The 13,734-nt window shown below is 40.7% G+C and carries 12 protein-coding genes and 1 tRNA gene; 8 read left to right on the top strand and 5 right to left on the bottom strand.

The window, feature by feature from the left end; genetic code table 11:
- Window positions 1–70: 70 nt before the first annotated feature.
- From RCC89_07045 to RCC89_07080, 8 genes are all read left to right on the top strand, one after another.
- Window positions 71–844 (top strand): SAM-dependent chlorinase/fluorinase, encoded by a 774-nt coding sequence (locus tag RCC89_07045; protein ID WMJ72918.1) that lies wholly within the window; start codon window positions 71–73, stop codon window positions 842–844.
- A 70-nt stretch (window positions 845–914) separates the two neighbouring features.
- Window positions 915–998: transfer RNA gene (locus RCC89_07050), tRNA-Leu, on the top strand.
- Between the two features lie 215 nt (window positions 999–1,213).
- Window positions 1,214–1,636 (top strand): DUF1761 domain-containing protein, encoded by a 423-nt coding sequence (locus RCC89_07055; GenBank protein ID WMJ72919.1) that lies wholly within the window; start codon window positions 1,214–1,216, stop codon window positions 1,634–1,636.
- A 111-nt stretch (window positions 1,637–1,747) separates the two neighbouring features.
- Window positions 1,748–2,572: a helix-turn-helix transcriptional regulator gene (locus RCC89_07060; GenBank protein WMJ72920.1), complete on the top strand. Its 825-nt coding sequence runs from the start codon at window positions 1,748–1,750 to the stop codon at window positions 2,570–2,572.
- An 89-nt stretch (window positions 2,573–2,661) separates the two neighbouring features.
- On the top strand, window positions 2,662–4,059 hold the full coding sequence (locus tag RCC89_07065; GenBank protein WMJ72921.1) for a TolC family protein: 1,398 nt from the start codon (window positions 2,662–2,664) through the stop codon (window positions 4,057–4,059).
- Window positions 4,046–7,192, top strand: coding sequence for an efflux RND transporter permease subunit (locus RCC89_07070; GenBank protein ID WMJ72922.1), 3,147 nt, complete (start codon window positions 4,046–4,048; stop codon window positions 7,190–7,192). The genes RCC89_07065 and RCC89_07070 overlap by 14 nt, the downstream gene beginning before the upstream one ends.
- Window positions 7,193–7,214: 22 nt before the next feature.
- Complete coding sequence (locus RCC89_07075) at window positions 7,215–8,342, top strand: efflux RND transporter periplasmic adaptor subunit (protein WMJ72923.1); 1,128 nt, start codon at window positions 7,215–7,217, stop codon at window positions 8,340–8,342.
- A gap of 2 nt (window positions 8,343–8,344) precedes the next feature.
- Window positions 8,345–8,791, top strand: coding sequence for a DoxX family protein (locus RCC89_07080; protein ID WMJ72924.1), 447 nt, complete (start codon window positions 8,345–8,347; stop codon window positions 8,789–8,791).
- A 65-nt stretch (window positions 8,792–8,856) separates the two neighbouring features.
- On the opposite strand, the gene RCC89_07085 is transcribed toward RCC89_07080, so the two are convergent.
- From RCC89_07085 to RCC89_07105, 5 genes are all read right to left on the bottom strand, one after another.
- Window positions 8,857–9,138: a DUF427 domain-containing protein gene (locus RCC89_07085; GenBank protein WMJ72925.1), complete on the bottom strand. Its 282-nt coding sequence runs from the start codon at window positions 9,136–9,138 to the stop codon at window positions 8,857–8,859.
- Window positions 9,139–9,270: 132 nt separating this feature from the next.
- The gene (locus RCC89_07090; protein ID WMJ72926.1) at window positions 9,271–10,437 is read right to left on the bottom strand and encodes a serine hydrolase domain-containing protein; all 1,167 of its coding nucleotides are present in this window, start codon (window positions 10,435–10,437) and stop codon (window positions 9,271–9,273) included.
- 56 nt (window positions 10,438–10,493) lie between these two features.
- Window positions 10,494–11,414 (bottom strand): transposase, encoded by a 921-nt coding sequence (locus RCC89_07095; protein ID WMJ72927.1) that lies wholly within the window; start codon window positions 11,412–11,414, stop codon window positions 10,494–10,496.
- A 31-nt stretch (window positions 11,415–11,445) separates the two neighbouring features.
- Window positions 11,446–11,832, bottom strand: a complete 387-nt coding sequence (locus RCC89_07100; GenBank protein ID WMJ72928.1) for a hypothetical protein — start codon at window positions 11,830–11,832, stop codon at window positions 11,446–11,448.
- A gap of 475 nt (window positions 11,833–12,307) precedes the next feature.
- A complete protein-coding gene (locus RCC89_07105; protein ID WMJ72929.1) occupies window positions 12,308–13,696 on the bottom strand; it encodes an IS4 family transposase in 1,389 nt (462 codons plus the stop codon).
- Window positions 13,697–13,734: the final 38 nt, after the last annotated feature.

Raw genomic sequence — 13,734 nt, forward strand, 5'->3', positions numbered from 1 at the left:
AAGAAATTTTACTGCGAAAATTATTTAATTTTGTTGAATAACAAAAGTAAACCTGCTTTAATTTCAAATTATGGCTTTAATTACCCTAACAACCGATTTTGGATATCAGGATCACTACATAGCTGCACTCAAAGCGCGCTTGTTAGGGACTCATGTTATAGATATTTCTCATGATATTTCTCCCTTTAACATTTCGCATGCCTCCTATGTTTTAAAAAATGTTTTTCGCGACTTTCCCGAAGGATCCATTCATTTAGTCTCAGTAAATGAGTCTACTGCGGTGTTTGATCCTTGCATTGGGATTAAATTGGAGGGGCATGTTTTTTTAGGGGTAGATAATGGTTTTTTTTCATTGATTAGCGCCCTGGAGCCCGAAGAGGCTGTTTTTTTAGAGGGTAACGAACAATCTTCCAATCATGTTTTCTATGCTAAGTCTATATTGGCACCTGCCGCACTTCGCTTGTCTGGGGGAGCTTCTTTACAGGAGCTAGGTGTGCCTGCCGAGCAGCTTAAAAAGCGTTTGAATATGCAGGTGAAAACTGCCAAGAACTTGATTTCTGGTAATATAGTGCATATCGACAGGTATGGGAATTTGATAACGGATATTGAAAAGAAGGTTTTTGATACTATTTGCGATGGGAGGGACTTTGTGATTAAGCTTGGTAGAGAAACCACAAATGTTATACATTCTTCCTACAACACCCGTGAATTTGGAGATTACTTGGCATTGTTTAACAGTAATGGTTTTTTGGAAATTGCTTTGAGCAATGGCCATGCCTCCGACTTGTTAGGGGTGAAAAGGAACTACCGGGTTATGATTCAGTTTTCGCCTCAGCGAGAATAAGTTATAAAAAGTTTGGCGGAAATGTTGTTAATTACACATGTTTTAGATACTTTTGTCGCCTGTAATAAATGCCCAGATGGCGGAATTGGTAGACGCGTTGGTCTCAAACACCAATGGCTGCAAGGCCGTGCCGGTTCGACTCCGGCTCTGGGTACATTTAAGCAAGTTCTTTAATTAGAGCTTGCTTTTTTTATTTGTTATGTTTTTTGTTTACGCCCTTCAAAGTTTACCCTTTTAGGAATCTTTGCCATTGGTAGCTTGTCTATATGTAGTGTTTCTGCCATGGCTGTGAAGGAATAACATACTTCTTTTGCGCAGCTTTAAAAGTAGTTGTAGTATTGCACTCTTATTTAACTAAAACATTTAGAAATGACTGATAAAGGCAAGTTGTTGACCATCAATCATGCTGCGGTTATAGTGTTAACAGTGGTCTATCAGGTAATTATGATGGCTTGGTTTATGCTCTTTGCTGAAGTGTGGATGGAGCTTCAAGGGTTTTCTGAAGAGGATTTGGCTGATGCCTCTGCGCTTCCTTATGTAATTGCTTTTGTGTCAGCTTTAATTATGAATTATGTGCTTGCATGGTCATTCATTAGAATGGGTGTGAAATCAGGAGTAGATGGATTGAAAACGGGTTTTATCTTGGGCTTTGGTCTTGTTGCCCTTCAATTGGTTACGCAATATTCCTTTAGCCTCAAGCCCTTTGCTTTGGCGCTTATTGACGCAGGAGGGTTATTGTTGGTGTTCTTGGTCTCAGGGTATGTTTTGGGAAGTTGGAAGAAGTTTAGATAAACCTTAGATGTTTTATATACATTGTAGTGATCAATTTGTAGGCAGATATTTGTTGCCTTTCCTTTAAGGGAATTTAATGGTTTTGACTATTGTTTTTCTAATTGCTTCTCCATGGACATTCAGTTTTACAACAAGCTTGGGAAGGAAAGCCTTTTTAAGATTAGCTGCTTTAAGACAAAAATTAAGCGGACCAAACCTCATAAGCATGAGGGTTATAATGAGATAATCCTGATTAGTAAGGGCAAGGGTGTACATCATGTGGATACTGAGATGTATGAAATAAACCCGCCTCAGGCGTACCTGTTGAGAAATGGCCAAGTGCACTGTTGGGAATTTACCGAAATTCCGGAGGGGTATGTGCTGATGTTTAAAGAAGAATTTCTTTTGCAATATGCTTCTGTCGCACGTCTTTTGGAAGGTTTTGAGGAGAGGAACCTTTATGAGCTTCGTCCGGAAGAGCATCAGGATATAAGGAAGTTAATGGATAGTATTTTTGAAGAAGCAGGTAATCAGCAACTTTTTGGCAATGAAATTCTTGCCTCCTATCTTAATATACTCTTATTAAAGTTCAGAAGGTTTGAGCATTATAAAGGAAAGGAAAATGTGGTTTTTGAAAGAGAAATAGCCAGGTCTTTTCGGCAGATGCTTGAGGAAAACTTCTCTGAAATTCGTCAGGTGAAAAAATATGCAGAAATGCTCAACGTTACTCCTAAAAAGCTTAACAGCATTTGTCGGGAGGTTTTGGGGAAGCCTGCACTTGAGGTGGTTCATGGCAGAATCGATTTAGAAGCTAAACGGTTGTTGCTTCACACAGATTTATCTGTTTCTGAAATTAGTTATAAGCTTAATTTTACCGATACCAGTCATTTCGTAAAGTTTTTTAAAAAAGTCAATGAAGTCTCCCCAGGCGACTACCGTCACTTACTGAGTCAGTAAGAAGCTTCCTTTTTTTACACCAGATCGGCCTTTTTTTACCACGTTAGGTTCTTTTTAATGTTTAATTTTGCAATTAAAAAAGTAACTGTATGAACAGGGGATCACGCCTGCTTTTTTTATTTCTGTGTATTTTGCTGCCTACAATGTCTTTGGGGCAGGAAACAAGTCTTGAGGAACTGCTTAGAATAAGTGAAGCCAGCTATCCGTCAATAGCTGCTAAAAAATATCAGACAGAGGCCAAAGGTGTTGCTGTAAAGGAACAGCGGACTGGTTTTTTTCCATCTCTTGATGCTGCCTATCAGGCTAATTATGCTACTGCCAACAACATAACCGGAATGTTTTACCCTGGATTGGTTATGCCTATAAGTGGACCTCCCTCTCCAGAGAACTCTTACAGCCCTGTCTGGGGAAGTGCCGCAAGCCTTTTAATGAATTGGCGTCCGTTTACTTTCGGGAGACGAAACGCAGGGGTGGCAGTTGCAAAATCTGACGAGGAGCTGGCAAGGGCCGATGAAGAGCTGACAATTTTTGAGCACAAGATCCGCTTTCTTGAGGCTTACATTGATTATTGCTTTGCTGCAGAGGTAGTTCGGGTGAAACAGGCAGAGCTTGACCGAACTAATTATAATCTTGAAGTAAGTAAGGAACTTACATTGACCGGATTGGCGCCGGGTGTGGATAGTGCTGTTTTTAAAACGGAATATGCCAAAGCTAAAATAGATTTACTTAATGCCAATCAGTTGCTAAAAGTAAAATTGATCCGGGTTCAGGAACTGTTAGGGACAGACAGTATAGCCTTGAAACCGCTTTCGGAGTTCGGAGGGCGCTTCCCGCATGCGAGCGCCCCTCAGGGGCAGGGTCTGCCACACCCAGTACTTAAAGTTCACCGGCAACAAATTGATTTACTTGAAAATAAGAAAAAAGAGCTGCGCAGGCAGCTGTATCCGGACTTTAATGTCTGGGGAATTACTTTTGCAAGGGGCTCTGGTATTCCATTTTCTGTGCCCGGAACAGAGCCGCCACCAATCAACCCTGCGGATGGACTTGTTTTTTCAAGATATAATTTCGGCTTAGGTTTTCAGTTGAGCATGCCTATACTGGCTTTCCCTGCTCATGGTTTCAGAGTAAAACAGCAGGAGCTTGAAATAAAAAGCCGCCTTGCCAGACAAGAAGAGGCAGACCGGACCATACAGAAAGAGAAGGAAATTGCACTTGCCTCTCTGGAATCGGCTGTTGAAGCGGCTTCCTTAAGTCCTGTTTTTTTTGAATCCGCAGAGTATTCTTATGAGGCAATGAAAGCCAGGTATGATGCAGGGATGGTCAATCAGACAGATTTGCTTCAGGCCCAGTTTAATCTGGCAAAGGCAGAGGTTGATATGAAAGCCGCTTATGTTGAAGCCTGGAAGATGTTGCTCTATAAAGCTGCGGTTGAAGGAGACCTAGATGTTTTTTTTAGCCAGATAAATAACAAGCATGGATTTAATTAAAGGTTCTTTACGGCGGCCAATAACGGTAATGGTGGGGGTATTGGGGATAGTCTTCTTCTCTTATCTTTCCATTACTAAAATACCTGTTGATATATTTCCCAAATTGGGTATACCCACCATTTACGTGGCACAGCCATATGGAGGCCTTTCTCCGGAACAAATGGAGGGGTATTTGAGCTCAATTTATGAACAGCACTTTATTTATATTACTGGTATTAAGTTTATAGAGTCAAAATCCATTCAGGGGATGTCTCTCATTAAACTTCAGTTTCATGAAGGGACTGATATGGGGGAGTCGCTGGCACAGGTGGTGGCACAGGTAAATCGGGCATCTGGCAAAATGCCTCCAGGTACCATTGCACCCTTTGTTGTCAGGTATGATGCTGGTAACGTGCCTGTGGGACAGATTATATTCAGTAGTAAAAGCAAGTCTCTAGCAGAAATTCAGGATTTGGCCGTTCAGCGTGTCCGCCCTATGTTTTCGGCCCTGGAAGGGGTTTCTTCGCCACCGCCTGTGGGAGGTAATCAGCGTTCTATTGTAGTTTCGGTAGATCCTGAAAAGCTGAAAAGTTATAAACTATCTACTGAAGATGTGGTGGAGGCTTTGGCAAATGGAAACCGCCTTACGCCAGCAGGTTCTGTAAGGATTGGAGACACCGAATACCTTACCCGCCCTAATTCTGTTTTGGCAGATTACCGCGAACTTGAAAATATACCTGTCATGTTGGGCAGCGGTCCCTCAGTTTATCTTAAAGATTTAGCTAAGGTTGAGAATTCTGCAGATATTACTACTGGCTATGCATTGGTCAACGGCAAGCGTTCTGTTTTTATTCCTGTTACAAAACGGGCCGATGCTTCTACCTGGTCTGTGGTAAAGAACATACGAAATGCCCTGCCTCAGATGCAGCAATCAGTACCTGAAGATATAGAGGTAGCCTATGCTTTTGACCAATCTGCTTATGTGATCAAATCCTTGCGTAATGTACTATCTGAGACGGTCATTGCTGCTATACTTACAGGCCTGATGGTCTTCCTTTTTTTAGGTGATAAGAGAAGTGCCCTTGTTGTGGTCATGACCATTCCGCTGGCGCTTCTCACTGCTGTGATCTTTCTTTATCTGTCAGGGCAAACCCTCAACATAATGACACTGGTAGGGTTGGCTATTTCAATTGGTGTTTTGGTAGATGAAGCTACTGTGACCATAGAAAATATCCACCGGCATTACGAATCTGGAAAGTCCTTGCCTAAAGCAATTCTTGATGGGACAAGGGAGATTGTTGTGCCGAAACTTTTAATCCTGTTTAGTATACTGGCGGTGTTTGTGCCTGCCTTCTTTATGAGTGGAGTACCAGGGGGCATGTTTCTTCCGCTTTCTCTTGCAGTCAGTTTTGCTATGATCGCCTCTTTTATTCTTTCTCAGACTTTTGTGCCTGTAGTTGCTAATTGGTTGCTGGATGGCAAATCGCTAAAGTCCCATAAAGAGGAAGATGGTAAGCTAAGCAGGTTTGACAGGTTTAAAGAAAAGTATCTAAAGATACTGAAGTTCAACCTGTCAAAAAACAGAAGTGTGTCCATCTTGTATCTTGGAGGATGTTCATTGCTTGCAATTGTTTTTTTTGCATTTATCGGCACCGAAATATTTCCTAAGGTTGATGCCGGCCAGTTTCAGGTAAGGCTTAAAGCGCCCGAGGGCACCAGAATAGAAAGGATGGAGGAAAAGACTCAGGACGTACTAAACCTGATTGAAGGCATTGCAGGAAGCGGTAATATTGAAATAAGTTCGGGATATGTTGGAACCATACCTTCTGCTTATCCTGCGTCTGCTACCCATATATGGAATAGCGGTCCCCAGATGAGTTACATGCTGGTAAAGGTACAAGAAGGAGCAGGCCTGAAAATTGAAACGTTCAAAGAGAAGCTAAGAAAAGCAATGGCTACTGAGTTCCCTGAAATTACTGTCTCTTTTGAACCAGCAGACCTTGTAGACCAGATTATGAGCATGGGCGCCCCGACACCTGTGGAAATTGCCATAACCGGAAAAGATATTAGAGAGACCCGTCTGCATGCAGGAAAGATTCTGGAAAAGCTGAAAGCGTACGCCTATCTTCGTGATGTGCAAATTGCCCAACCACTTGATTATCCTACCCTTGATATCAATATAGATAGGATAAGGGCCGGGCAGCTTAACCTTTCAGGTTATGAGGTAAGCAAGTCAATGACTTCGGCTACTTCTTCCAGCCGTTTTACCCGACCGGTTTTTTGGCTTGATGCCAGTTCTGGAAACTCCTATCAGGTGCAGGTGGAGGTGCCACAGTACAGAATGAACTCATTGAATGAACTTGAGAATATATATCTTCCTGAGAAGGCCGGTTTGAACAATCGCCTGTCTGAAGTTGCCACGATCAGCAAGACATTGTCGCCTGGCGAAGTGGTAAGGCTCAACCAGCAAAGGATGTTGACCATAACAGCCAATCTTTATGAAAAGGATTTGGGTAGTGCCAGAAAAGATATAGAGCAAGCGGTTGCAGATGCCGGTACACCACCTAGAGGGCTTAACGTTTTGTTAAGAGGGCAGCTTTCCTTTCTTGAAGAAACTTTGTCTGAGCTTCAAACGGGGTTACTTATTGCTGTTTTTGCTATATTTCTAATGCTTGCTGCAAACTTTCAGTCTTTTAAGGTGGCATTGGCTACGCTTTCGACCGCTCCTTCTGTTGTTATGGGGGGCTTGCTGTTTCTTTTGGTTTTTCAGGCTACTTTAAATATCCAGTCATATATGGGCATTATCATGGCTCTTGGTGTTTCAATATCTAACGCTATCTTGTTTATTACTTTTGCTGAAGAAAGGCGGAAGGGCGGTTCCTCAGCATTAGACGCCGCCAAAGCCGCTGGTAACAGTCGATTAAGGCCGATTCTAATGACAAGTATTGCGATGATAGTGGGTCTTGTTCCCTTGGCATTGGGAGGTGATCAGACTGCACCTTTGGGTATAGCTGTTATTGGAGGACTCTTGTTTTCTACAGTAACCAATCTGCTTTTTATGCCTGTTATCTATTCATCACTCATGAAAAAAGTGTCACCGCAGTCAGTTTCCTTGGATCCGGAGGATGAAAATAGCTCATATTTTGAAGGGTAAGTTTATTTTGAGAATCAGAATTATGTTGAAATACTATTACATACTTGTTGTACTGGCCTTGTTACAGACTTCCTGCGAGTCAGGTGCTGAGAAAACACAAAAGCCAACTTTGAAAGAAGCAGAGGGGGTTATACTTCAGCGCTCAGAAGAAGCAATTGAACTTTCGCTTCCTGGTGAGTTAAAAGCTTTTGAAGAGGTGAAGGTTTATCCGAAAATTACCGGTTTTGTTAAAGAAATCCGGGTGGATCGTGGTACAAAGGTCAAAAAAGGAGATATTATTGCTGTATTAGAGGCCCCTGAAATCATTGCTCAGCTGGCTGAGGCTAAAGCAAAGGTTAGTTCTGCAGAAAGTAAAGCCATGAGTGAAGAATTAAACTGGAAAACGTCTAAGGATACCTATGAACGAATCCACAAAGCTTCTTTGACACCGGGTGCAATCTCAGCTAATGAACTTATCAAGGTGAAGAACAGGAGCCGTGAAGATAGTGCAAGATGGGTGGCTTCCTTAAATGACCTAAAAGCTGCCAGGGCATATTTAAACGCAGCAAATGAAACTTCAAAATACTTGCAAATTAAAGCGCCTTTCGATGGACTTATTACCGAAAGGAACGTTCATACAGGTGCTTTGGTTAATGTGCAGGGAAGCGAAAATGAACTTCCGCTGTTCAAAATGGAAGCCAATGAGAAACTGAGGCTGGAAATTGCTTTGCCGGAAAACTTTTCAAATACAGTTCTTTCTAAAGATACTTTGTGGTTCAGTGTGGGTGCTTATCCTGGAGAAATTTTTCACGGTATCCTTAATCGTCAGGCTAGCAGTATATCTGTACGTACCCGAACCGAAATGATAGAAGCTGATGTGTTCAATTCTGAACATAGACTAAAGGCGGGAATGTTTGCGCAGGTGAAATTCAGATACAAAAGACCTGAAAATTCATTTCTTGTTCCTGCTTCCGCCGTTGTTTCTAACATGGAAGATAAATTTGTGGAAACGGTAAAGAATGGCAGGTTGCAGCGGGTGACTGTTCGCGAAGGGGTAATGCAGGGCAATAAAGTTGAAGTTTTCGGAAGTTTTAAAGAAGGGGACTCCCTTCTGCTTAGAGGGAGTGATGAATATAAGAACGGAGATGTTATTGATTTGAAAATTAGGTAATTATGCTTAAAAAGTTGTTATCAACCGACCAAGCCCGTGTGACCATTTTAATCAGGATCATGGTAAGTATAGTGTTTTTGTCAGAAGGGATCCAGAAATTTTTATTCCCAGACATTCGTGGTGTCGGGAGGTTTGAAAAAATAGGTTTGCCCGAACCAGAGTTTCTAGGCTTCTTTGTTGGCGGATTTGAAGTTTTGTGTGGGGCGTTGATTTTGTTGGGCTTATTGACAAGGTTGGCAGCAATACCTACTTTGACTATTATGCTAGTGGCAATTGCTACTACAAAATTGCCCATGTTGTCAGATGAAGGGTTTTGGTATATGATGCATGCCAGTCGTACAGATTTTTCCATGCTCATTGGGAGTATTTACCTCATTATAAAAGGCGGTGGCGCTTGGTCTTTGGATAATATGTTGTTTGGCCTAAGATTGCGCTCAAGTTATAAATGACTAACGCTTTATAGGATTGGGCTAATCTTTTAAGTTCGAACCCAATCCTTTAGCTTTCTGCCTGTTTACCGTTCTATTTTAATGTCTTTCCAAAACCCAATATAGCCTTCTAAGAACGATGCTTTTCCTTTAGGGTTTGGATACTCCCATGCGGCATTTTTGCTCATATCGCCATTGGCTTTTACATGATAGTAGGATGCTTCTCCTTTCCAAGGGCAAATGGAGTTGTGTTCTGACTCTTCTAGGAATTCTTCTTTAATGGAGCTTTTTGGAAAATACCTATAGCCATCTACTTCTATTGTATTGTTGCTTTCGGCAATAATTTGATCTTTGTATATAGCTTTCATGTTCCTCCCTTTTTATAGTACAACTGATAGCTGGTAAAAGGGTTAAAAAGCCATTAGTTTATTTGCTTATAAGGCAATAGAAAGAAACTCTTTTGTCTGAGTTTTGTAGTATAATAATAGCTTCAAGTCAGTTTATTCCATTAACAGGTTTACAAGTCTTCTTCTGAAATCCAGGTAAATGGGGTTGAGGCGGCTATAGGTATCGTTGCCATAGTTCATGAGCAATGAAAAAGAGACGTTTTTTTCGGGGAAATAAAACAGTTCGCCTGTATAGGCCAGATCTCGTCCGCCATGTCCTATCCCATACTCTAAAGGGTCTCTTCTGTCCAGAAAGTCTTCAATTACTCCTACTCCGAACCTTGTATCATTACTCTTGATTGGATTAATTTCTAGCATTATATCCAAGCTTTCCTGAGAAAGGACTGTTTTGTTAATTAAAAGCGCTTCTAGAAAAGTATGTAGGTCAATGACAGTAGAGTGCAGTCCATTGTACCCGTTACCAATTCCCGTATTGTAGTTGCTGATGTTTACTATTTTGCCGTTGTTGTAAAGGTCGAAATAACCTTGGGCTACACCGTGTTCAGGAAGGTTGTCGTGAAACGGATAGAAAGTGTCATTTAGTCTTAGTGGGTCGAGGATCTTGTCTCTTAAAAGCTTCCCATGCTTTACCCCCGTTGCATAATCTACCACCAGACTGGCCAATAAGGTATTAGAATTGCTGTAGGAAACATTTGTGCCAGGAGGGAAGCGGGACGGGTGGTCGTAAACATACTCCATCAGTTCTTTTGCTTTCCATCTTTTGGTAGGGTTATTTAAAATATCTAAGTAAAAGGACCTGTCCGTAGAGTGGTTATAAAGCCCTGAACTGTGGTTCAGTAACATGTATAAAGTTATTTGTTCTGCATTCTCTATTTTTTGTGTTATTTCCGAAGGTAAGTATTCGCTGACCGGTCGGTTTATGTCCAGCGTTTTTTCTTCGTGCAGTTTCAGCGCAAGTGCAGCAAAAAAAAGTTTTGTAATACTTGCCGTTTGGCTGATATGGCAGGGTTGCATGTCAATATCTTTGTCAATGTCTGCTTTGCCTTCTGCTCCTATCCATTCGCCTTCTTGGTCTTTGATCATAATAGCCATGCCAGGAAGCCCTTTTTTTCTATATTCAATCATTAGGTTCGAAATAGCCGCTCCTTTTAAATGTTCTTGATTTGAGTTATAGGTGTTACAATTCGTAGTTGGGGCAACTATTGGTTCTCTGCATGCGCTCAACAGTAATATTAGCAGCAAAAGTAGTTTGGCATTCATTTTAGTGATGAATTTGATTTGGGTGAAAAAAAGGGTCACCGTATTTTTCTGGGGATTTAAGCAAAAAGCTTAGAGAGCCTGAACAAGAAAAACCTGGTATCTACAACGCCTCTTAAGTTTGCCCTGAAGAGCTTTATTTTTGAATTAAAAGATTCCGCATTTGCATTGGTAGATCTATTGTCAAAGAAGTTTAGAATATTGCTCATATGGTTGCTTACTGTATTTGCTACCGTTAAAAATTCTTTAATTTCCATCTCATGAGTTTTATTGATCCATTCATTAAACTTTTTTTCAGCGGAAATTTTTGTGTTGCTTTCATATATTAGCCTAAACTCAAGAACATGGTCATAAGCTTTTTTGAGGTCTGGATAATTTTCAAAAGCTATGTTGGCTCTCTGCTCTTGGCTTTGAGTCCAATCAGCTTTCTTTTTGGCAAAGACATACCTGCAGCGGGCCAAAAGTTGCTTTGGGGTGTCCCCATTGGGCAATAAGGGTGCTTTATACCTAACGCCATTCTTTTTGGCAGCTTCGATAGCCTTGTTTTCCATATCTAGTTCAACCCATCTTTGATTGACCCTTATATGTTGTAGAGCCTCCAGGGCCAGCCTTACTACATGAAAGCGGTCTGTAACCAAATTTGCCATGGGGAAACATGTTCTTGCGGATGACTCCATGTTTTTTGCCATGTCAAGGGTTACTTCCTTTACTTTATTCCTTTGTTCCAGAGGGATTTTCTCCAGAACTTGTATGATATTTGCCGACAATGTGCCTTTTACAGAAGCTACCAAAGAGCCTCTTTTGCCTCTCCCGTTTTTATTGGTAACAAAAGTGTACAACTCTCCTTTTGACAGTGCAACTTCGTCTATACTGAGATGCTCTCCGATATTGTCCGGAAAGACCAAATAGTCCTCTGCATGCTCTTTTTGTTCCCACTGCTTAAACCCACTGCTTTTCTTCTTATAGTGCCTCCTCAACAAATCCCCTTTGACCTCATAATAGCTGCCAATGTTACCAATGGTATCTTCGCGGGTCTCGACCTGTACCTTTTAAAAAATCTGAAAGCTCTTGAGTGATTTTAGAGCCTTCAGCTACAAATGAATAGTCATTGTAAACTATTTTGTTCTTGCATGTTTTATGCCTCCACCTTCGTCGCTTAAATTCAAGATAAACGGCTTTTCCCCTTATAGGGAAATCTTGCACAATTTTAGGTTCATAAAAACCTTTAGACTCGTACTCTTCAGGATTATGTTTTCCTAATAGCCGGTTCTGCTCAATGAGGTTGATTTTATAAAAGGATCTTTTGCTGTTCAGGTCACATAGCTCTATTACAGCTTCTATTTCAAAAAAATCTAGTATGCCTTCCGGCAAAAAAGGGGCAATAATGTTTTCTTTCATCTTGCCTTAAAATTAACAAATCAAACCAAAACTCCCCAACTTTTACGTGTGAGCCGAAAAAAAGGGTAGGTGATAGAGTAGATTATTTTGTTGTTGAATAAACTTGGCATAAGTGGCCGATGATTTACCTTGCTGTAACCAGTTGTATGGTGGATTTTTACAAAACGAGGCATTTTTAAGAAAATATCAAATGTTATAGATAGTGGTTTGAACTGTTGGAAATAACCCTTTTTTATAAATTTTGTTTTTGTACAGGTTGATTAGCGCTCTATGCTTGTAATATTTGGTAGGGTGGTCCGTGCAAAACGAAAAATAGGTGTTGTTTACGAAGGGACAGCTTATTTGCCCACCTTTTCTTCATAGTCTGAAAGGATCTGTTTTGCCTTTTCTAATTTTTCTTTGGTTTCTGATGCGGGCTCTGAAAAGCTGCTTTTTAATACATGTAATACCAATGTCGTTTAGTTAGTGATAATGGTCACAGTTTTTTATAGTTCATCGAGTGTGGTTTTTTTATTTTTTTAGGTCGATCTACTTTTCTGTCTGGCCTTACAACTTCTTTGGTTCTGGAGACAATATCATCAAATGCTTTAACGGCTTTTCGGTATTTTCTTTTAAGGAAAATTGGGATAAGCATGTCCATTAAGTTTGCTAAAGCATTTGTCTTATTAGGTTTTTGTTGGTATTTTCGCTTCTTTTTTCCTTTCTCTTCTTTCTGTTCCTCTTCCTTTTGTTCCTGTTCCTTTTGCTCCTCCTCATATTCAGCCAGGACTTTAGCTTCAATAGGATGGCAATATGCTGCACATAGTGTTAAAAGGAAAACTTTGGCATGAAAATCCTGACGTACAGCCTTTGCCGTTTTTCCAGAAAAAGATTCCAGATCAAGACGACTTTTCAGTAATTTATAGCACTCTTCCTCATTCCACCGATAATGATAAAGCCGCTTAAACTCCTCAATATCGTATTTTTTTAAATCTGTCAGGGAAGTACAAAGTATTTCTGTCTCACCTGTTTCAAGCTTTACTTTTATAAGCCTGCAGTCTATTTCTTGACTGATAATTTCCGGGTATTCACTCAGTTTACCATGGTCTTTTTTAGGGAGCCGAAACTTCACTATGCGTTCCTGTTCAGGGCTGGCCATCAGACTTTCAACTTCTTTCCACCATTCATTCTCAAGCCTTATGCAAAACTCTACCCCCTTGGCTTTAAGCAGAAAAAACAACCAAAAACAAGGATATCCCCTGTCCAGAAGGAGCAAATCGCCCTTTTCAACTTTTTTAAGGTGCTGTACAAGCAAATCTCTTTCGCTTGAAGCATAAGGTGCTATTTCTGCATCGAGAGTTATGTGATTAAGTACATCATAAAGCATAGAACCCATTGCCATAGAGCGAGGAGTGCTTGCTTTAGGCCCAAACATATATTCCCCAAATTCTTCTTTTACTGTGGGATGATTTGGAAGTTGAAGACGGGTGCCATCAACAGCAAGAGTACGCATGCCATGCCATGTGTAATAGGAGGCCTTTTTGTAGAAAAAATCCACACTTATTTCGTTCAACCTAACAAATGCCCATGGATTTAGCTTGGATCTGGACTGAGAAAGGGCGCTTTTAGTAACCTCGCGAATATTAAAATCGCTATTGGACATTGCTTTGTAAAATCTGTCAAGATCACGTTGCAATGCTGACTTAAAAGACATGATAAAAACAATTAACTTCCTGATATCCAGCTTTCTTTGTCTAGAGAATACCCTTTCACAGCCGTCTTTAACACGGCTAATGAACTCTTTACAGTTAATCTCATGGCTGATATGTTTGGTTAGTTCTTCTCTATAGTCAGAGTTTTTATTAGTCCCTATATACCCCCACAATTTACAAAAAAATATCTTACCAATACAACAAGAAAAGC

The sequence above is a fragment of the Cytophagaceae bacterium ABcell3 genome, from assembly GCA_030913385.1.
Lineage (GTDB): Bacteria > Bacteroidota > Bacteroidia > Cytophagales > Cytophagaceae > ABcell3.